At 63.2% G+C, this 19,046-nt stretch carries 12 protein-coding genes; 7 read left to right on the top strand and 5 right to left on the bottom strand.

The annotated features are described in order from the left end of the window. Positions 1-148 precede the first annotated feature (148 nt). On the top strand, positions 149-2,011 hold the full coding sequence (locus BHC62_RS16465; RefSeq protein ID WP_070995536.1) for a sigma-54-dependent Fis family transcriptional regulator: 1,863 nt from the start codon (positions 149-151) through the stop codon (positions 2,009-2,011). Positions 2,012-2,139: 128 nt separating this feature from the next. Here the strand turns inward: BHC62_RS16465 and BHC62_RS16460 are convergent, their stop codons facing one another. Beyond that, positions 2,140-2,919, bottom strand: coding sequence for an acetoin reductase (locus tag BHC62_RS16460; RefSeq protein WP_070995535.1), 780 nt, complete (start codon positions 2,917-2,919; stop codon positions 2,140-2,142). 192 nt (positions 2,920-3,111) lie between these two features. On the opposite strand from BHC62_RS16460, the gene BHC62_RS16455 reads away from it, so the two are divergent. Further along, positions 3,112-5,274, top strand: a complete 2,163-nt coding sequence (locus BHC62_RS16455) for a TonB-dependent siderophore receptor (protein ID WP_070995534.1) — start codon at positions 3,112-3,114, stop codon at positions 5,272-5,274. Positions 5,275-5,468: 194 nt separating this feature from the next. On the opposite strand, the gene BHC62_RS16450 is transcribed toward BHC62_RS16455, so the two are convergent. The 3 genes from BHC62_RS16450 to BHC62_RS16440 all read right to left on the bottom strand — a co-directional run bounded on the left by BHC62_RS16450 (position 5,469) and on the right by BHC62_RS16440 (position 8,399). Beyond that, the gene (locus BHC62_RS16450; protein WP_070995533.1) at positions 5,469-5,906 is read right to left on the bottom strand and encodes a carboxymuconolactone decarboxylase family protein; all 438 of its coding nucleotides are present in this window, start codon (positions 5,904-5,906) and stop codon (positions 5,469-5,471) included. 104 nt (positions 5,907-6,010) lie between these two features. Then, positions 6,011-7,453, bottom strand: coding sequence for a mechanosensitive ion channel domain-containing protein (locus BHC62_RS16445; protein WP_070995532.1), 1,443 nt, complete (start codon positions 7,451-7,453; stop codon positions 6,011-6,013). Positions 7,454-7,523: 70 nt separating this feature from the next. Further along, positions 7,524-8,399 carry a pirin family protein gene (locus BHC62_RS16440; RefSeq protein ID WP_070995531.1) on the bottom strand — a complete coding sequence of 292 codons (876 nt, stop codon included), beginning with the start codon at positions 8,397-8,399 and terminating at the stop codon, positions 7,524-7,526. A gap of 178 nt (positions 8,400-8,577) precedes the next feature. Between BHC62_RS16440 and BHC62_RS16435 the strand changes: the two genes are divergently transcribed. Continuing rightward, the gene (locus tag BHC62_RS16435; protein WP_070995530.1) at positions 8,578-9,315 is read left to right on the top strand and encodes a response regulator transcription factor; all 738 of its coding nucleotides are present in this window, start codon (positions 8,578-8,580) and stop codon (positions 9,313-9,315) included. A 29-nt stretch (positions 9,316-9,344) separates the two neighbouring features. Continuing rightward, positions 9,345-10,664, top strand: coding sequence for an ATP-binding protein (locus tag BHC62_RS16430; protein WP_070995568.1), 1,320 nt, complete (start codon positions 9,345-9,347; stop codon positions 10,662-10,664). Between the two features lie 215 nt (positions 10,665-10,879). Here the strand turns inward: BHC62_RS16430 and BHC62_RS16425 are convergent, their stop codons facing one another. Then, positions 10,880-12,820, bottom strand: a complete 1,941-nt coding sequence (locus tag BHC62_RS16425; RefSeq protein ID WP_070995529.1) for a TonB-dependent receptor domain-containing protein — start codon at positions 12,818-12,820, stop codon at positions 10,880-10,882. Between the two features lie 310 nt (positions 12,821-13,130). Here BHC62_RS16425 and BHC62_RS16420 point away from each other — a divergent pair, with 310 nt between their 5' ends. The 3 genes from BHC62_RS16420 to BHC62_RS16410 form a co-directional block, all read left to right on the top strand. Further along, a complete protein-coding gene (locus BHC62_RS16420) occupies positions 13,131-14,243 on the top strand; it encodes an efflux RND transporter periplasmic adaptor subunit (protein ID WP_070995528.1) in 1,113 nt (370 codons plus the stop codon). Positions 14,244-14,245: 2 nt separating this feature from the next. Then, a complete protein-coding gene (locus tag BHC62_RS16415) occupies positions 14,246-17,323 on the top strand; it encodes an efflux RND transporter permease subunit (protein WP_070995527.1) in 3,078 nt (1,025 codons plus the stop codon). Between the two features lie 310 nt (positions 17,324-17,633). Then, positions 17,634-19,046: DUF6531 domain-containing protein (locus BHC62_RS16410; protein WP_256324371.1), on the top strand; the 1,413-nt coding region annotated here is incomplete at its 3' end.

The following is a 19,046-nucleotide window of genomic DNA, read 5'->3' as shown; positions in this document are numbered from 1 at the left end:
ACGACGCATAGCAGCGTGCAGGCTGCGTCTCAGGCAGGATGAGACGTTGCGTCTCACGGCGGGCAGTTGGTCAGGCCGCCCTTGTCCCCTTGCGCCCCTGGGCGCTTAATGGCGGGCATAACAACAAAGATCGAGAACCGGAGGCCTTATGCTCGCCGCGAACTCCAGGGAGCATGTCGACTGTGTCAGTCGCGTGGTCCGCAATGCCGAGCGCCTGCCCCAGGCGCCAGTGCCGTCGCTGATTTTCGATTCATGGCGCCGTTCCATGGAGCAACACCACCTGGACCCCGGCTCGCTGCAGGGCCCACGGATCCTCACCGAACCGTTGCTCAAGGAATGCCGCGAGCGCGCCGAGCTGTTCATGCGTATTGCCAGCGAGCAAGTCAGCCAACTGCACCACCGCGTGCGCCATGCCGACTACTGCGTGATGCTCACCGACGCCCAGGGCCAGACCATCGACCACCGGGTCGATGCCGCGATCCGCAGCGACTGCCGCAAGGCCGGCCTGTACCTGGGCACCTGCTGGTCGGAAGCCGAAGAAGGCACCTGCGGCGTGGCCACGGTGTTGACCAGCCAAGCGGCGGTGACCGTGCACAAGCGCGATCACTTCCGCGCCGCCTTTATCAACCTGACCTGCTCCGCCGCGCCGATCTTCGACCCCCAGGGCAACCTGCTGGGGGTAATGGACGCTTCGGCGCTGCAATCGCCGGATGACCGACGCAGCCAGCACCTGGTGCGCCAGATGGTGGCGCAGAGCGCCCAGGCCATCGAAAACGCCTTCTTCATGCACAGCGCCGCCCGCCACTGGGTGCTCCAGGCCCACAGCACACCGGGTTATGTGGACAGCCAACCCGACCTGCTGCTGGCCTGGGACCAGGACGGTCGCCTGCAAGCCTTGAACAGCAAGGCACGCCAGGCGTTGCGCCGGCGTTTTGGCCAGGTGCCGGTACATATCGGCGAGGTGTTCGACCTCGATGCGTTGCGCGCGGTGACCGATCAATCGGTCCAGCAACTGCAGTGGCTGGGAGAAACTGGCGTGCTGCATGTGCGCGTCAACACCCCGCGGCGCCAACCTGCGCGGGCGCTGCCCCATGCCCAGGTCGACCCACGGGTGGAAGAACACCTGCGCCTGGCCGTGCGGGTCAAGGACCGCAACCTGCCGGTGCTGGTGCAAGGCGAAACCGGCGCCGGCAAGGAAGTCTTCGCCCGCCAACTGCACGCCCGCAGTGCGCGCCGCGACGGGCCATTCGTGGCGGTGAACTGTGCGGCGATCCCGGAAAACCTGATTGAAAGCGAGCTGTTCGGCTACGTCGCCGGAGCCTTTACCGGGGCCTCCAGCAAGGGCATGACCGGGCTGTTGCAACAGGCCCACGGCGGCACGTTGTTCCTCGATGAAATCGGCGATATGCCCCTGGCCCTGCAGACGCGCTTGCTGCGGGTGATGGCCGAAGGTGAAGTAGCCCCGCTGGGCGCGGCGAAAACCCGCGCGGTGGATATCCAGGTGATCTGCGCCAGCCACCGCGACCTCGCGACCCTGGTCAATGACGGGCGTTTTCGTGAAGACCTGTACTTTCGCCTGGGCTGCGCCCGCGTCACCCTGCCGCCGCTGCGCGAGCGCACCGACAAACTGGGCTTGATCAACCGGTTGTTGGAGCAGGAAGCACGCAACAGCGGGATCACGGTGGGAATCGGCCAGGCGGCGCTTGAAGCACTGCTGGGCTATGCATGGCCAGGCAACGTGCGGCAACTGCACCATGTGCTGGCGTATGCCTGTGCGGTGTGCGAAGGCGGGACGATCCAACTGGCGGATTTGCCGGTCGAAGTGCGCGGCGAGCGGGTGGAGGCCGAGGTCGAGCACAGTGCGAGCCCAGAGCGGCAGGTGCTGCTCGATGCGCTGGTGCGCCATCGCTGGAAGCCGTTGCCGGCGGCGCAGGCGCTGGGGATTTCCCGCGCGACCCTGTACCGCCGGGTCAAGCAACTGGGCATCGATATGCCCGGTAAACACCCCTGAAACCCTGCAATCCAAATGTGGGAGCGGGCTTGCCCGCGATGGCGGAGTGACAGTAAATGCATCTTTGACTGACCCGCCGCTATCGCGGGCAAGCCCGCTCCCACATTTTTACCGGGTCGGGCTTGGGTTTAGCGGTATACAAGGCCGCCGTCGATCAACGGTGCCTGGCCGGTCATGTAGTCCGAATCCGGGCCGGCCAGGTATGCCACCAGGCCTGCCACGTCCTCCGGCGTTTCTGCACGGCCCAGCGCGATGCCATCCACGTACTTCTTGTACGTTTCTCCCACTGGCGCACCGGTAATCTCGGCCATGCGCTTGTCGATCTCGACCCACATATCGGTGCCCACCACACCCGGGCAATAGGCATTGACCGTCACCCCGGCGCTGGCCAGTTCCTTGGCCGCCGCCTGGGTCAGGGCGCGCACGGCAAACTTGGTCGCCGAGTACACGCCCAGCAGTGCAAAGCCTTCATGCCCGGCGATCGAGCAGGCATTGATGATCTTGCCCTTCTGTTTGAGCGCCTTGAACTTATTGCCGGCGGCCTGGATGCCCCACAACACGCCCTGCACGTTGATGCCCAGGGTGCGTTCAACCTGTTCCGGGGTCACATCCAGCAGCGAATCGATCTGCGCCACTCCAGCGTTGTTGACGATGATGTCGAAGCCACCGAGGGTCTGGTGCGCATGGTCGACCGCCGCGCCGACCTGTTCACGCTTGGACACGTCGGCGGTAAACACCGAGGCTTTGCGTCCAAGTGCCACGACCTCGGCTGCCACGGCTTCGAGCTTGGCGCTATTGATGTCGACCAGGGCGATATCCGCCCCGTCCCGCGCCAGGCGCAGGGCGATGGCCCGGCCAATGCCCTGCCCGGCGCCGGTCACCAGTGCAACTTTTCCAGCGATACCCATGACGATCTCCTGCAACGATAAGCGAAGCCTTGTCTATCGCAGGTGCGGGGTCGCGCTGTCGAGGCCCGGATGAACTGGCGTGGGGCTTGAGACGCAACGTCTCAAGCCGACGCGCCACGGCCAGTACTTGTAAAGGCGCGCAGTTATGCCTAGCTTATGCGCCCCCGCCCCGCGCTTTAAGGCCTTGCCCCCATGGTTTTGCGTTTTCGCCCCGAAGTCACTTCACATTTGGCCCTCGGCCTGCTGCTCAGCGGCGGTATCGGCAACAGCCTGGCGGCTGAGCTTGAACTGCCAGCGCTGAACATTCAGGGCCAGGATGAGTCCGGTTATCGCGCACAAAGCGCGTCGGTCGGCGGCTTCGATGAAGCGCCGCTGCTCGACACCCCGGCCTCGATCACCGTGATCAATGCCGCGTTGATCAAGGACCAGCAGGCACGCCTGCTCAGTGAAGTGCTGCGCAACGACGCCTCGGTGGGCGAAAGCTACGCGCCGATCGGCTACTACGAAAACTTCGTGGTCCGGGGTTTTTCCCTGAATGCCGCCAGCAGCTACAAGATCAACGGCCGCACCGTCACCGGCGAGCAGAACGTCGCCCTGGAAAACAAACAGCGGGTGGAATTGCTCAAAGGCCTGGCGGGCCTGCAAAGCGGGATTGCCGAACCCAGCGGCGTGATCAACTACGTGACCAAGCGCCCGGAAGACGTGCGTTCGGTCACGGTGTCCACCGATGATCGCGGCAGCGGCTACATCGCTACCGATGTCGGCGGCTGGTTTGGCAGCGAGCAGCAATTTGGCTTGCGCGCCAACGTCGCCCATGAAGACCTCAACTCTTATGTCGAACACGCCAATGGCCAGCGGGATTTTGTGTCCCTGGCCTTCGACTGGAACATCAGCCCCGACGCCGTGCTGCAACTGGATGCCGAATACCAGGACAAGCAGCAGCGCTCGGTGCCCGGCTACCAACTGCTTGGCGGCACCGAAGTGCCCCATGACGCCTCGCCGAAAAAACTGCTCGGCCATCAGAGCGGCTCCAAACAGGTGGGCATCGACTCGCTGAACCTTAACGGCAAGTTCGAGTACCGCTTCAGCGACCAGTGGAAAGGTAGCGTCAGCGCGGCCCGCAGCAAGGTGGTGATTGATGACTACAGTTCGTTTGCGTGGGGTTGCTACGGCTCCCCGAGTTGCGCTGGCGTCAAAGTGCCGAACTACTTCAGCCCGGAAGGCAACTACGATATTGCTGACTATCGCAGCCCCGACGACACCCGACGCAATGATGAAATCCAGGCGGCAATGACCGGGCTGTTCGACACTGCGGGGATAGGCCATGAACTGACCTTCGGCACCAGCGCGTTCCGCCGGGTGATCGACAAGCGCAAGTCAGTCAACGAGTACATCGGCAGCGGCAATATCGATCAGGACCCGGAAACCTTCAAGCCCACCGACGAGCCCCTGAAGGACAGTCACCGGCGCCTCGACAGCCGCCAGTACGGGCTGTTCGTCACCGACCGCATCAGTTTCAACGAGCAATGGCAAACCGTGCTCGGTGGCCGTGAAGTGCGCCTGGATGAAAAGTCTTTCGATCAAAATGGCGTGCAAGAGCGTCACACCCAGCAGTACGAGTTCCTGCCCAACGCTGCGCTGATCTACAAGCCGATGGCCAATCTGTCGCTGTACACCAGCTACAGCAAAGGCTTGTCGCTGGGCGGCGAGGCACCGTGGTACGCGAGCAATGATGGGGAAATCCTCGCGCCGACCGTCTCCCGGCAGATCGAAGCCGGGGTGAAATACGACTGGCGCCGCATCAGCTTCGCCGCCGCCGTGTTCCAGACACGCCAGGCCTACCAGTACGCCAAACCTGATAGCGCCGGTGATTTCACCTACGTGCAGCAGGGCCAGCAGAAAAACACCGGCCTGGAGCTGTCGGCCAATGGCTGGGCCACCGAGCGTCTGCAGATCGCCACCAGCGTGGCAGCGATTCGCGCACGGGTGAACGGCAGCGGCACGCCGCAGTATGAAGGTCACCAGACGATCAACGTGCCCAAGCTGCGCGCCAGCGTATACGCCGACTACGCCCTGCCTTGGGTCAACGGCCTGGCGGTACTCGGCGGCGTGCAATACAGCGCCAGCAAAAACGCCAGCCGCACCGGCAATGTAGAGGTGGGGGATTATGCGCTGGTCAACATTGGCAGCCGCTACACCACCAAGGTCGAGGGGTATGAAACGGTGTTGCGCCTGAGCGTCGACAACCTGTTCGACAAGCGCTACTGGCGTGACGCGGGCGAATACATGGGCGATGACTATCTGTTCCTGGGCGCGCCATTGACGGCGCGCTTGAGCGCCTCCGTCAACTTCTGACCCCGCCCCAAGTAACGGGCTGTCGTGGCGAGCGGGCTTGTCGGAACGCCGCATCGCCGCGCTGGGCTGCGAAGCAGCCCCAGTAAGCCGAATGCGGTGTATCAGATACTCCGTAACCGCTGGTTTTGGGGCTGCTTCGCAGCCCAGCGCGGGGCAAGCCCGCTCGCCACAATGGCAAGTCCCGCTATATGGCGTTACTTAGGCATCTTGCGAAAGCCCACCGCCAGCCGGTTCCAGCTGTTGATGGTGGCGATGGCCACGCTCAGGTCAACCTGTTCGGCCGGGCTGAATTGGTCATTGAGCAACGCGTAATCTTCGTCCGAGGCGTGGGTCTGGCTGATCAGCGTGAGGCTTTCGGCCCAGGCCAGGGCGGCACGTTCGCGCGGGGTGAAGAATGGTGTTTCACGCCAGGCCGAGACGGTGTACAGGCGGCGCTCGGTCTCGCCGCCCTTGCGTGCATCGGCGGTGTGCATGTCCAGGCAAAAGGCGCAGCCGTTGATCTGCGATACGCGCAGGCGCACCAGCTCCAGCAGGGGCAGTTCGATGGACAATTTGCCGACGGCCGCTTCCAGGGCAAGCATGGCTTTCATCGCGTCAGGGGAAGCGGTGTAGAAATCGATACGGGCAGACATGGTGTTACTCCAGGACAGTGGGGATTGGTGCCCAGCTTAATCACCCCACTGCCCTGCACAAATAGCCAATCCGGGCGAAGAACAGGTAGCCAATGCCAGGCAAGTCAGGCCCGGCTGCGCAGCCAATGCAGGAAGCCCTTTTTCACCGGCACGATGGGCGCATCCTGGGTCAGGTGCTGGGCGGCATGCAGGCGGAAATCCAGGAGGTTTTGCATCGCTTCGCTGATATCGTGGCGCGCATCCAGGCACGGTTTGAGGTATTCCTTTTCGATGCGGTAGAGGGTGCAGTAGGTCTTCGCCACAAAGTCCGCCGGCACGCCTTGCTCACCGAGGATCCCGGCTTCGCCGATCACTTCACCGGGGCCCATGCGCCCGCCTTCGAACGTGTGCCCGGCCTTGGCCAGCATCACCGAAACCACCCCGGACTCGATGATAAACAGATGATCGCTGACCTCCCCCGTCGGCAGGATCATCTCGCCGGCGCGGAAGGTGTGCAGGGTCATGTTCTGGCTGAACGTTTCCTTCTCTTCCTGGCGCAGGGTCGAGAAAATGTTGGAGCTTTCCAGCAGCGCCCGCGCCGGCGAGGTGGTCGGCGAGGTGGGGCTTTCGGCGCTCGACAGCAGGCTGACGCCAGCCGCCTGCAAATGCCGGTAGGCCAGGTCATAAAGCTGATTGCGCACCTCGCGTTTAAGGCCCATGGCAGGCACAAAACCGCTGATTTCATATTCCACGCCGCCGCCCGTGGAGGTCTTGAACGCCACGCTTGGCGCCGGCTTGGCCAGCAATTGCCGGCAGCCCTGCATGGCACGCTCCAAGGCTTCGAGCACTGTTTGTGGGCGCGCATGGGGGCTGACTTGCAGGCTCACCGCCAGGCCGAACATATCGGCCGGGCGCGAGAAGTTGATGATCTTGGCCTTGGCCGCCAACGAATTGGGGATCACCGCCATGCTGCCCTGGGAGGTTTGCAGGCGCGTGGCGCGCCAGTCGATATCCGTCACCCGGCCTTCGGTGCCGTCGATGGAGATCCAGTCATCCAGCTGGTAGGGCTTGGTGGTGTTGAGCACGATCCCGGAGAACACGTCGCTCAAGGTGCTTTGCAAGGCCAGGCCGACGATGATCGCCACCGCGCCGGACGTCGCCAGCACGCCCTTGACTGGCAGGTCGAGCACGTAGGCCATGGCCGCGATGATCGCGATCAGGAAGATCACTGCGCCCATCAGGTCTTGCAGCAACCGCCCGGTATGGCCGACCCGTTGCATCATCAAGGCCCCGAGCAAGACCGTCAGGGTGCGCGCGGCGAACAACCACCAGCCGATCTGCAATGCCGTGGCGGCCAGGTGCAGCGGGGTGTTGTCGGCATAGGGTGCCAGTTGCATGGGGTTCATGCCGTCGTTGAACAGCACGGCGCTGAACACAGCGAAAATCCCCAGGCGTGCGATCAGTTTCCAGTTGCCGGGGCTGGCCGAAAACATACGCCAGACGAAGATATCGATAATGATCAGCGCCAGGGCGCACAGCATCGGGTGATCGGAGATAAAAGACAGCATCCAGGCGACTCCAGGGCGAATGCCCTGAAGATCGCACGAAATGCAGTTGGCGGGTATAGGGCGCCGCCAATCAGCTGGCGGCGCCGTGCAGTTGGCCGAATTGGCCGGACTGGAAGTCGGCAAAGGCCTGGTGGATCTCTTGCTCGGTGTTCATCACGAACGGGCCGTGACCGACGATGGGCTCGTCGATGGGTTCACCACTGAGCAACAGCACCATGGCGTCAGCATTGGACTCCAGGCTGATCTGCTCGCCATCACGCTCGAACAGCACCAGTTGCCCTTCGCGTGCCAGTTCACCGCCGTTGACTTGCACGGTGCCTTTGAGCACCACCAGCGCGGTATTGCGCCCGGCGTGCAGGTCAAAGGTCACGGCCTTGCCGCCATTGAGGCGCAGATCCCACACATCGATCGGCGTAAAGGTGCGCGCCGGGCCTGTGTGGCCGTCGAACTCACCGGCGATCAGGCGCAGGCTGCCGGCGCCGTTGGCCAGGGGCAACGCGGGGATATCGCCGTCGAGGATGGTCTGGTAGCCGGCGTCGCTCATTTTGTCCTTGGCCGGCAGGTTGACCCACAGCTGCACCATTTCCAGGGCCCCACCTCGTTTGGCGAAGGCTTGGGAATGGAACTCCTCATGCAGGATGCCCTTGGCTGCCGTCATCCACTGCACGTCGCCGGGGCCGATGGTGCCGCCTGCACCGGTTGAATCGCGGTGCTCGACTTCACCTTCGTAAACGATCGTCACGGTTTCAAAGCCGCGATGGGGATGCTGGCCCACGCCACGTCGCTGGGTGGTGGGGGTGAAATCGGCCGGGCCGGCGTGGTCCAGCAGCAGGAACGGGCTGATGTGCTTGCCCATGGTGTCGTAGGAAAACAGCGTGCGAACCGGGAAACCGTCGCCAACCCAATGGCCACGTGGGCTGGTGTAGATACCGATGATGTTTTTCATGATGGTCCTCCAATGTGCATACACCTTAAATCCAATACCAATAAGGCGGTAGATCGCGGATTTGGCTCGCATCGTTCCATACATGGGACGACTCTGGAGCTGTGGCGCATAAAGCGAGTGAATGATAATGACTCGTAGTAATATCCCCGCTCTCCCGCTCAACTCCCCGAGGGCCACCATGCCATTTGCTCCTGCGCCGGCAGCGCCGCGCGTCCTGGTGGTGGACGACCACCGCAAGATCCGCGAGCCGCTGGCCATCTATTTGCGTCGCCACAGCTTCGAAGTGCGCACCGCTGAAGATGCAGCGGGCATGTGGCAATTGCTCAAGACCCAGGCCTTCGACGTGATCGTGCTGGATGTGCTGCTGCCCGATGGCGACGGTTTCGAGTTGTGCAACCAATTGCATCGGCGCAGCAACACCCCGGTGATCCTGTTGACCGCCCGCGATGCCGCCGCCGACCGCATCCGGGGCCTGGACCTGGGTGCCGATGACTACATCACCAAGCCCTTCGAACCCCGGGAACTGGTGGCACGCCTCAACAGCGTGCTGCGCCGCCAGGGCCGCACCCATGCCCCCCTGGCACCGACCAGCCGCACCTATGGCTTCGCCGGCTGGAACTTCAGCACCATCAGCGCAGTGCTGACCCGCGAAGGCTGCCCCCCCGTCCAACTGAGCACCGCCGAAAGTCGGTTGCTGCAAGTGTTCCTCAACCACCCCAATACCCTGTTGCCCCGCGAGCGCCTGATCGACCTGACCGCCGCCGCCGACAGCGATGTCAGCGACCGCGCCATCGACCGCCAGGTCAGCCGCCTGCGCCGCAAACTGGCCCACGACACCGAAGCCGTGGACCTGTTGCGCACCATCTGGGGTGGCGGCTACCTGCTGGCGGCTGATGTGACCCCGTGCGTCTCTTGAACCGTTTGCGCCGCCTATGGCCGCGCACGCTGGTGCAGCAATTGAGCCTGTTGCTGCTGTTGGCGCTGCTGGCCTCCAACGCCATCGCGATGCTGTTCCTGCAACGCACCGGCAGCCTGATCCACCCGCTATCGCGCAGTTTCAGCCTGGAACGCCTGGTGATCGCGCACCACGCGGCCGTCGACCTGCGCGGCGAAGAACCCGCGCACTTGATGGCCGCCATGAGCAACGAAGGCGCCCGTTTCTGGGTCGCCCCCACCGCCGAAGTCGAGCCGTTTGAACTGCGCCCCGAAGAGCGCCGCCTGGCCAACGAATTGCGCCAGCAACTGCAACTGCCGCCAGACGTGAGCATCGGCATGCAGTTGGAGCGGGTGAGCGGCGCCAATGCCCGCACCCACGTGTTCAGCCCCGCCGGCTGGGCGCCGTTGCGTTTGCGCAGCAGCATCGCCCTGCCGGACGGCCAGTACCTGAACGCGCTGCAGCATCCCGCGGGGGCTTATGAATGGGGCCGCGTCCTGGCCTACAGCCTGCCGGTGACCACGGTGCCAGTGCTGCTGATCGTGATGTTTTTCATCGCGCGGGTGGTGCGCCCGGTCAAGACCCTGGCCCAGGCCACCGAACGGGTCAGCCGGGGCGAATGGATCGCGCCGCTGCCCTTGAGCGGCCCCCAGGAAGCCCGCGACCTGACCACCGCCTTCAATACCATGCAGGCCAACCTGGCGCGGCATGTCGAAGGGCGCACGCGGATGTTGGCGGCGGTCAGTCACGACCTCAACACCCCGATCACCGAACTGCGCTTGCAGGTGGAGTTGCTGGAACCTGGCCCTGAACGCGACGACATGCTCGACAGCCTCGGCGAACTGAGCGCCATGGTGCGCGAAACCCTGAACTTCGTGCGCGACGATGCCGTGCAGGAAGCCACCCGCCGCACCTCGCTGAGCGCTTTGCTGGATGACTTGGCCAAACGCTACCGGCGCATGCAGCAACCGGTCACCTGGCAAGGCGCCCCACCGCTGCTGCTCGATTGCCGCCCGCTGGCCCTCAAGCGTGCCCTGACCAACCTGATCGACAACGCCGTCAAACACGGTGGCGATGCCTGTATCAGCCTCAAGCGCGAGGACAGCGGTGTGCTGTGCGTGGAGATTCTCGATCATGGCAGCGGCCTGCCCCAGAACTGGCTGAACAAGGTCTTCGAGCCGTTTGTGCAGTTGGGTGCCAGCGACGGTGGCCTGGGGTTGGGCCTGGCGATTGCACGCTCGTGCATCCAGGCCCATGGCGGCGAACTGCTCCTGGAAAACCGCCCACCGGCCGGGCTGTGCGCGGTGGTGCGCCTGCCCCAGGCGGCTTAGATTGATGTGGCCGTAGGGCTTGATGTGGCGAGGGGGTTTGTCCCCCGCTGGGCTGCGTAGCAGCCCCAAAACCTGCTATCTCGGTCTATCAGATAAACCGGGGTGAGGCTTATTGGGGCTGCTACGCAGCCCAGCGGGGACAAGCCCCCTCGCCACAGCAAGTCACATAGCCACAACAAGACCTCTAGCCATCACAAAGGCCGTCTGCAACTGACCTAGAAGTTGAGCGTTGCGCCCATCCACAAGGTGCGGCCGTAGTTCACCGTGCCGTAGGTCTCGTCATCCAGGCGCTTGTTGGCCAGGTTGTTGAGTGAGGCATTCAGTACCAGCGAGTCGGTCACATCGAACGAGCCGCCCAGGTCGGCCGTGGCGTAGCCCGGCGCCGGTTTTTCGCTGGTGAGGGTGTTGCCGGTTTCCTCGCCGTAGTAGCTCAGCGACGCCCAGGCCTGGGCGCGGTCGTTGATGCTCCATTCGGTGCGCACATTGGCCTTTTGCTTGGGGGTCAGGGCCAGGGGCGCGCCGGCGTTGGCGCCGGTTTTCTGTTCGGAATCGGTGTAGGTGTAGTTGGCCTTGAGCAGCACGCTGGGGTTGATATCCCATTGGCCGTTGAGCTCCACGCCCTGGATGATTGCCTTGTCGACGTTGACCCGCTCCATGATGGTGTAGCCATTCCAGCGCTGGTCGGTGGTCACGGTGGACAGCTTGTCCTGGAAGTCGTTGTAGAACAGGGTCACGCCCGCCGACAGATCATCACGGTTGCTCCACAGCGCCGAGACTTCATAGTTGGTGCTGGTCTCTGGCTTGAGGTCGGGGTTGCCGAACATCACAAAACGGTTGCGCCGCAGGTAGGCGTAGTCCGCCACGACTGCACGGATCTCCGGGGCCTTGAAGCCACGGGCGATACCACCCTTGAGTGTCCACTGCTCGGTGGCGCGCCACACTCCGTAGAGCCGTGGGCTGACGTGGGCACCGTACTCTTCGTGATGATCCAGGCGCAGGCCGGTGGTCAGGGCGAAGCTGTCGGTGACCGACCATTCGTTCTCGGCAAACAGGGCTTTTTGCACCACCGAAAACTCGTAATCCACGCGATCGCCCAGGCCCTGGTTCCAGTCGGTCAGTTGGCTTTCGTTCCACTGCATGCCCACGGTGCTGACGTTATGGGTGGTGGGCACTACCAACTTGGCGTCGAACACGCTGTTCTTGACCTCGGGCTTGCGTCCGAAAATATCGGTTTGGGCTGGCGTGGCACGGCCTTCACGGGTGGAGGTTTCCTGGGAAAAGGCGATGTCCGAGGTGGCCCAGCCCCAGCGACCCTGGTGCGACAGCGACCAGTGATCGCGGTTGTTCTCCTGCTCGCGGGTGGCCCAGTTGGCGCTGATCCCATCACCGTTTTTCAGGCGCGTGGCCCCGGCTTCGAGGAGGATGTCGTGGTCGATGCTTGGGGTGAAGGCCAGTCGTGCGGTGAGATCGCGGTGATCCGCCTTGCTGAAGCCATTGGTCTGCTCGATATCATCATCGGCCTGGCGATCGAGGTAACGGCCCCACACCTGCAGGCCCAGCAGGTCTTCCTTGAGCGGGCCGCTGAGGTAGAACTGGGTCTGGCGCGCATTGCCCTGGTCGCTGTGCTGGCGGGCCGAGTAGTCATAGCCAATCGAACCGCCCCATTGTGGCGAGACCTTGCGCGTAATCACGTTGATCACGCCGCCGATGGCGTCGGAACCGTACAGCGACGACATTGGCCCGCGCACCACTTCAATGCGCTCGATGGCGGCGGCTGGCGGTACAAAACTCTGCTCATAACCACTGTTGCCATTGACCCGCGATTCACGGGCGCTCTGGCGTTTGCCATCCACCATGATCAGCGTGTAGTCGGCGGGCATGCCACGGATCGAGATGTCGGTTTCATTGGCCCCGCCATTGACCGTAACGCCCTCCACATCCCGCACGGCATCGCCCAGGTCGCGGTACGACTTGCGGCGCAAGGCCTCGCCGTCGATCACGGTGACCGAAGCGGGTGCGTCTTCGACGTTCTGTTCAAAGCCGGAAGCGGTGACCACCACTTCATTGAGTTCCAGTGACGCAGGCTCGTTGGCGTGAGCGTTGAGACTGCCGGCCACCAGCAGGGCCAGCGGCGCAAGACGAAAAGCAGGAAGCATGGGCGTAGACCTTCAGGATTATTCTCAAAAGAGAATCGTAATCATCTACACCCCAATAACTTGGACAAAGTGTGACAACTCCACCCACGTCCCTGACCGCTTGCTTTTGTAGGAGCTGGCTTGCCAGCGATGACGCCAGCAAGAACACCCCAGAGCGCCAGGTATCTGACCTCATCCTGAACGACCATCACCGGCGAGCCGACGCCTACAAAACCTGAACAAGGGCTGGCTTAAATTATATTTCGGTCGTAATATTCGGCAAAATATTACGCTTGTAATTTTACCGACCCAGCGCCGCCAGGAGCCTGAAATGAGCCTACGCCCTCCCCTTCACAGCCTTTTCCCGCCCCTGATGCTGTTGCTCCTGCTCAGCGGCTGCAACAGCCAGGCCGACCCCAGCGCCAACGCCGCCTCGCCGCGCCCGGTGCTGGCGGCCAAGGTCGAAGCCGCCGCCAGCCAGCAGAACGCCTATACCGGCGTGGTGGCGGCCCGTACTGAAAGTGACCTGGGCTTCCGGGTCAGCGGCAAGGTGATCGAACGCAAGGTCGATCCCGGCCAGCATGTGTCCCGGGGCGATACCTTGTTGGTGCTGGATATCGGCGACTTCGAACTGGCGCTGCGTTCGGCGAAAAACCGCGTCAACGCCGCCCAGGCCCAGTTACGCCAGCGCCGCGATGACGCAAACCGCTACCAGCGCCTGGCCAGTACCGGCGCGGTGTCACGGCAGATTTTCGACCAGTCCGCGACTAACCTGCGGGTCGCCGAAGCGGAGCTTGCCGCCGCCCAGTCGGATGCCAGCCAGATCGAAAACCGTCGTACCTACTCGGTGCTCAGGGCCGATGGCGACGGAGTGATCACCGATGTGCGGGTAGAGCGCGGGCAGGTGGTGGCCGAAGGGCAGATCGTCGCCCGCCTGGCCCACGACGGAGCGCGGGAAGCGGTCATCAACCTGCCGGAAAACCAGCGCGACCGCGCCTCGCAAAAAGCCCTGGCCTTGCCCTTCGGTGCACCGGACCAAGCCGTCAACGCGACCTTGCGTGAACTGTCCGCCAGTGCCGATCCCGTCACCCGCACCTATCGCGCGCGCTATGTGTTGCACGGTGCGGGTGAGCGTTTCGCCCTCGGTTCCACCATCACCTTGCGCCTGCAAGGCAACGGCCAGCCGCCACAGACCCGCGTGCCGATCGGCGCCCTGCAGGATGCCGGCAGCGGCACCGGGGTGTGGCTGATTGGAGCAGATGACAAGGTCAGCTTCGCCCCGGTCACCGTGGCCAGCCTGGGCCAGGAAGAAGCCTTGCTTTCTGGCGGCGTCAGCCCCGGCCAACTGATCGTCGCCCTCGGCGCACATCTGCTGCACCAGGGTGACAGCGTGCGCCTGTTGCCCGCCCAGGCACTGACCCTCAATCGCCGGCAGGAACCTTGAGCATGCATGGCCTGAACCTCTCCGCACTGGCGGTCAAACACCGCGCCGTCACGCTGTTCCTGATTCTCGCGATACTCGCCGCCGGGATTTTTTCCTTTGGCAAACTGGGGCGCGCCGAAGACCCGTTGTTCACGGTCAAGGTCATGACCATCACCGCCGCCTGGCCCGGCGCCACAGCCCAGGAGATGCAGGAGCAAGTGGCCGACCGCCTGGAAAAGCGCCTGCAGGAACTGGACTACTACGATCGTGTGGAAACCATCGCCCAACCGGGGTTTGTGTCGATGCGCATGACCTTTCTCGAGTCCACGCGCCCCCATGAAATCCAGGACCTGTTCTACCAGACCCGCAAAAAACTCAGCGACGAAGCGGCCAGGCTGCCCAAGGGCGTGATCGGGCCCTTCTTCAACGATGAATATTCCGATGTGTACTTCGCCCTGTACGCCCTGGAAGCCGAACACCTGCCCCATCGCCAACAGGTGCAGATGGCCGAAGCCATGCGCCAGGACTTCCTCAGGCTACCGGGGGTGAAGAAGGTCAATATCCTCGGCGAACAAGCGCAGCGGGTGTTTGTCGAGTTCTCCTACGAGCGCCTGGCCACCCTGGGGATCAAACCCGAACAGATCTTCGCCGCCCTCGCTGCGCAAAACTCCGTGGCCCCGTCGGGGTTTGTCGAAACCGCCGGTGCCCGCGCCTATATCCGTATCGACGGCGCCTTCGACAGCCTGGCGCTGATCGAAAACGTGCCGCTGCCGGTGGACGGCAAAGTGCTGCGCATCGCTGACGTCGCCACCGTCAGCCGTGGCTATGAAGACCCGCCCAGCTACCGCATCCGCCACCAGGGCGACCCCGCGTTGATGCTCGGCATCATCATGGAAAAACACTGGAACGGCTTGGACCTGGACAAGAGCCTCAAGGCCGAGGAAGCCAGGATCCAGGCAGACCTGCCCCTGGGCGTCAACTTCGCGAAAGTCTCCGACCAGGCGAAAAACATCAGCCTGGCAGTCAATGAATTCATGCTCAAATTCTTCGTCGCCCTGGCGGTGGTGATGCTCATCAGCCTGTTGGCCCTGGGCTTTCGCGTCGGTTTGGTGGTGGCGGCCGCGGTGCCGCTGACCCTGTCCATCGTGTTTGTGATCATGCTGCTGACCGGCCGCGAATTTGACCGCATCACCCTCGGCGCGCTGATTATTTCCCTGGGGCTTTTGGTGGACGACGCGATCATCGCCATTGAAATGATGGTGGTGAAGCTCGAAGAAGGTTTCGACCGCATCCACGCCGCCACCTTTGCCTGGAGTTCCACCGCCGCCCCCATGCTGACCGGCACCCTGGTGACGATCATCGGCTTTCTGCCGGTGGGTTTTGCCCGTTCGGGTGCGGGCGAGTATGCCGGCAATATTTTCTGGATCGTTGGCTTTGCCCTGATCGCCTCCTGGTTGGTGGCGGTGGTATTTACCCCGTACCTGGGGGTCAAGCTGCTGCCGCACATCCAGCCGGTGCCCGGCGGCCACGACGCAATCTATGCCGGCCGCTGGTACCAGAAACTGCGCGACCTGGTGCAAACCTGCGTGCGCCGACGCTGGCTGGTGACCGGCCTGGTCGTGTCGGCGTTTGTGCTGTGCGGCTTGGGCATGGCCGTGGTGAAGAAGCAGTTCTTCCCTAACTCCGACCGCTCCGAACTGATCCTGGAGGTGTATATGCCGCCGGGCAGTGCCTTCAAAAGCACCGAGGCGGTGGCGGCGCAACTGGAAAAGGCCCTGCTGCAGGAACCGCAGACCCGCATGGTCGACACCTACGTGGGCGGCGGCGCGCCACGCTTTTTCCTGTCGCTCAACCCCGAATTGCCCGACCCGGCGTTCGCCAAACTGATCGTGCAAACCGCCGATGCCCATGCCCGGGACGCCTTGAAACTGCGCATGCGCGAACGTATCGCCGACGGTGAATTCCCCGCCGCGCGGGTACGGGTGACGCAATTGCTGTTCGGCCCGCCGGTACCCTTCCCGGTGGTGTTTCGCGTGTCTGGCCCGGACGTGAATGTGCTGCGCAGCCTGTCTGAGGAAGTGCGCCAGGTGGTCGCCGCCAACCGCCTGACCAAGGATGCGTTCCTCGATTGGGGCGAGCGCAGCAGCGGTTACCGCCTGGTGCTGGACCAGGATCGCCTGCGCCTGCTGGGCTTCACCCCCGACGAGGTGAAATCCCAACTCAATGCCCTGCTCAGCGGCAACCCCATCACCGAAGTGCGTGAAGGCAACCGTACGGTATCGGTGGTAGCCCGTGCCCAGGGCAGCCAGCGCGAGGACCTCGGCAACCTCGCCAATATGACCCTGACCAACAGCGCCGGGGTATCGGTGCCCCTGGCTCAGGTAGGGCATTTTCAAGCGGTGATGGAAGAACCGATCCTCAAGCGCCGCAACCGCGCGAGCACCGTCGAAGTACGCGCCGATATCGTCGACGGCGTGCAGCCGCCCGATGTGGAAATGGCCGTCTACAAAGACCTGCAACCGCTGATCGCACGATTGCCGACCGGCTATCACCTGGACATCGGCGGCCCCGTCGAAGAAAGCGCCAAGGCCAACGTGGCCCTCGCGGCGCTATTCCCCATCATGATCCTGCTGACCCTGACGGTGATCATGTTCCAGGTGCGCTCGTTCGGCGTGATGTTCATGGTCTTCGCCACCGCGCCGCTGGGCTTGATCGGCGCGGTGCCGACCCTGCTGCTGTTCAACCAGCCGTTCGGCTTCAATGCGATCCTGGGGCTGATCGGGATTGGCGGGATCCTGATGCGTAACACGCTGATCTTCACCGATCAGATCCGCCAGAACCAGGAACACGGCATGGCGACCAGCGAAGCGATTGTCGAAGCCACCGTACGCCGCGCACGGCCGGTGATATTGACCGCACTGGCCGCGGCGTTGGCGTTTATTCCGCTGACCTTGTCAGTATTCTGGTCGTCGCTGGCCTATGTGCTGATTGGTGGGGTTTTGGTGGGGACGGTGTTGACGCTGCTGTTCTTGCCAGCGTTGTGCAGCTTGGTGTTGGGCCGGGACAAGCAGCAGGCAGCAATCCCCCAAACCCGCCCCTAAAAACCACCATCCCCCTGTAGGAGCGGGCTTGCCCGCGATAGCGGTGGATCAGTCAATATCTACAGTGACTGACACGCCGCCATCGCGGGCAAGCCCACTCCTACAACGAGGTCAACGCTTGGCCAACGCCATCCACCGAAATATCCCACCCTGCGGCCAGATAAACTCTACTTATACCCGCTGAAAACCTCTGCAAAGTCCCTCGCCTGATCACACAGCGCAAGGGACCGCCGATGTACTTTCCAATTGATGCCCCCGTCCTGGGGACCACCTCTTGAATGCCGCCATTGGCTTTATGGTCCTGGCGGCCATGGACTTCAAAACACGGGACGTCGAAGCGGTCCTCAGCGACTTCCGGCAATGCATCAATACCTATGAGCAGTGGGCCGAGAGTTTCTGGAGCTTCTCGGCGCTGGAGGTCGAGCAGGTCTTCAAGGTGGGCGATGAGGTGGCGCTGGTGGCGCCCATTTCGTCCAAAGCCCCCAGCAGCACGGTCGCGATGTGCAAGGCCAGTGGCTCGTTGACCCTGGTGCACCTGTTCCAAAGCACACGCTTTGTGCCCATCGGCAACACCCCGGTGATGCTGCAAACCGTCCCCAAGGACGGTGGCCCGCTGGGCGAACCCATTTACAAAACCATCGGCCCCAGCGGCATTCTTGAAGTCACCGACTGTACCCGCGACCAGTCGTATCGGATCACCTTCTACCCCAATGTTTGCGCGGACCACGTCAAGGCGTTGTATGCCTCTTATCAGTCGCTCATTGCACCGCTGGAAAGCCAGTTGCGCAACGACTGGACCAGCACATTTGAGCCACTGTGGCAGGACTACTCCGAAGCCAACTTTGTGCAGCGCTACCGCCTGCTGGACCACGCCTATGCCCGTGGATTTGGCGACGCACTGCATGAGCTCTGGGACAACATCGAGCAATTGTATGAATGGCTGGCGGACCTTGGGCCCAACAGCGAGAAACTCCTGCAATACCTCACCCAGGCCGAACTGGATGCCCTGCTGGAACTGAGCCAGGAGGCCATCGCCAATGGCCTGCTGGTGCTCAGCGACGAGCCGCTGCTGTTCATCTACCTGTCGGCGATGGTCAGTTGGCTGCGCATGCTGCCGCCGCCGTACTTGAACGAACTGCTGGGGCAAATCAGCGCCGAAGTGCTGATCAACCTGTTGCTGGTGTGGGTCACCGCCGGCATGGGCGTGACAGTGCGCCTGGGCGCTCAGGTGCTGGGCAAGGTCAAGTCGGGGCGCGTCCGCCAGTGGCTAGAGCAACTGGCCCGACCGTTTGCACAAACCGGGTTGGGGCCCCATGCCGAGGCGCTCAAGCCGTTATTGCTAGGCAGCCCCGCAACACAGATCAAAACGGTGCCCAGCGTGCCACTCAAGGCCGGCGCGATTGAAGTCGCCAATCCGGTACCACTGGTACGGGAAAAATCCGCGCCCAAGACGGCCTTGATCAAACATGAGGCGGTGGACGACGCGCCCTCCTCCGCGAAAAACCCCAACGGCGCGGCCAGCGCCAGCGCCGATAAAACCGCGACCCATGGCTGCCCGGTGTCCATGGTCACTGGCGAAGAACTGCTGACCCTGACCGATGGCGAGTTGCAGGGCGTGCTGCCGTTTGCCTGGACGCGGCTGTATCGCACCAGTGCCGTGGAGGTGGATAGCGGGTTGGGCTTTGGCTGGAGCCATTCCCTGGCGCAGCGGCTGGAAGTGGCC

It is taken from the genome of Pseudomonas sp. 06C 126, assembly GCF_001855215.1.
In the GTDB taxonomy this organism is placed as follows: domain Bacteria; phylum Pseudomonadota; class Gammaproteobacteria; order Pseudomonadales; family Pseudomonadaceae; genus Aquipseudomonas; species Aquipseudomonas proteolytica.
The sequence above is the reverse complement of the archived record's forward strand: the minus strand, read 5'-3'. Positions and strand labels throughout refer to the sequence as shown.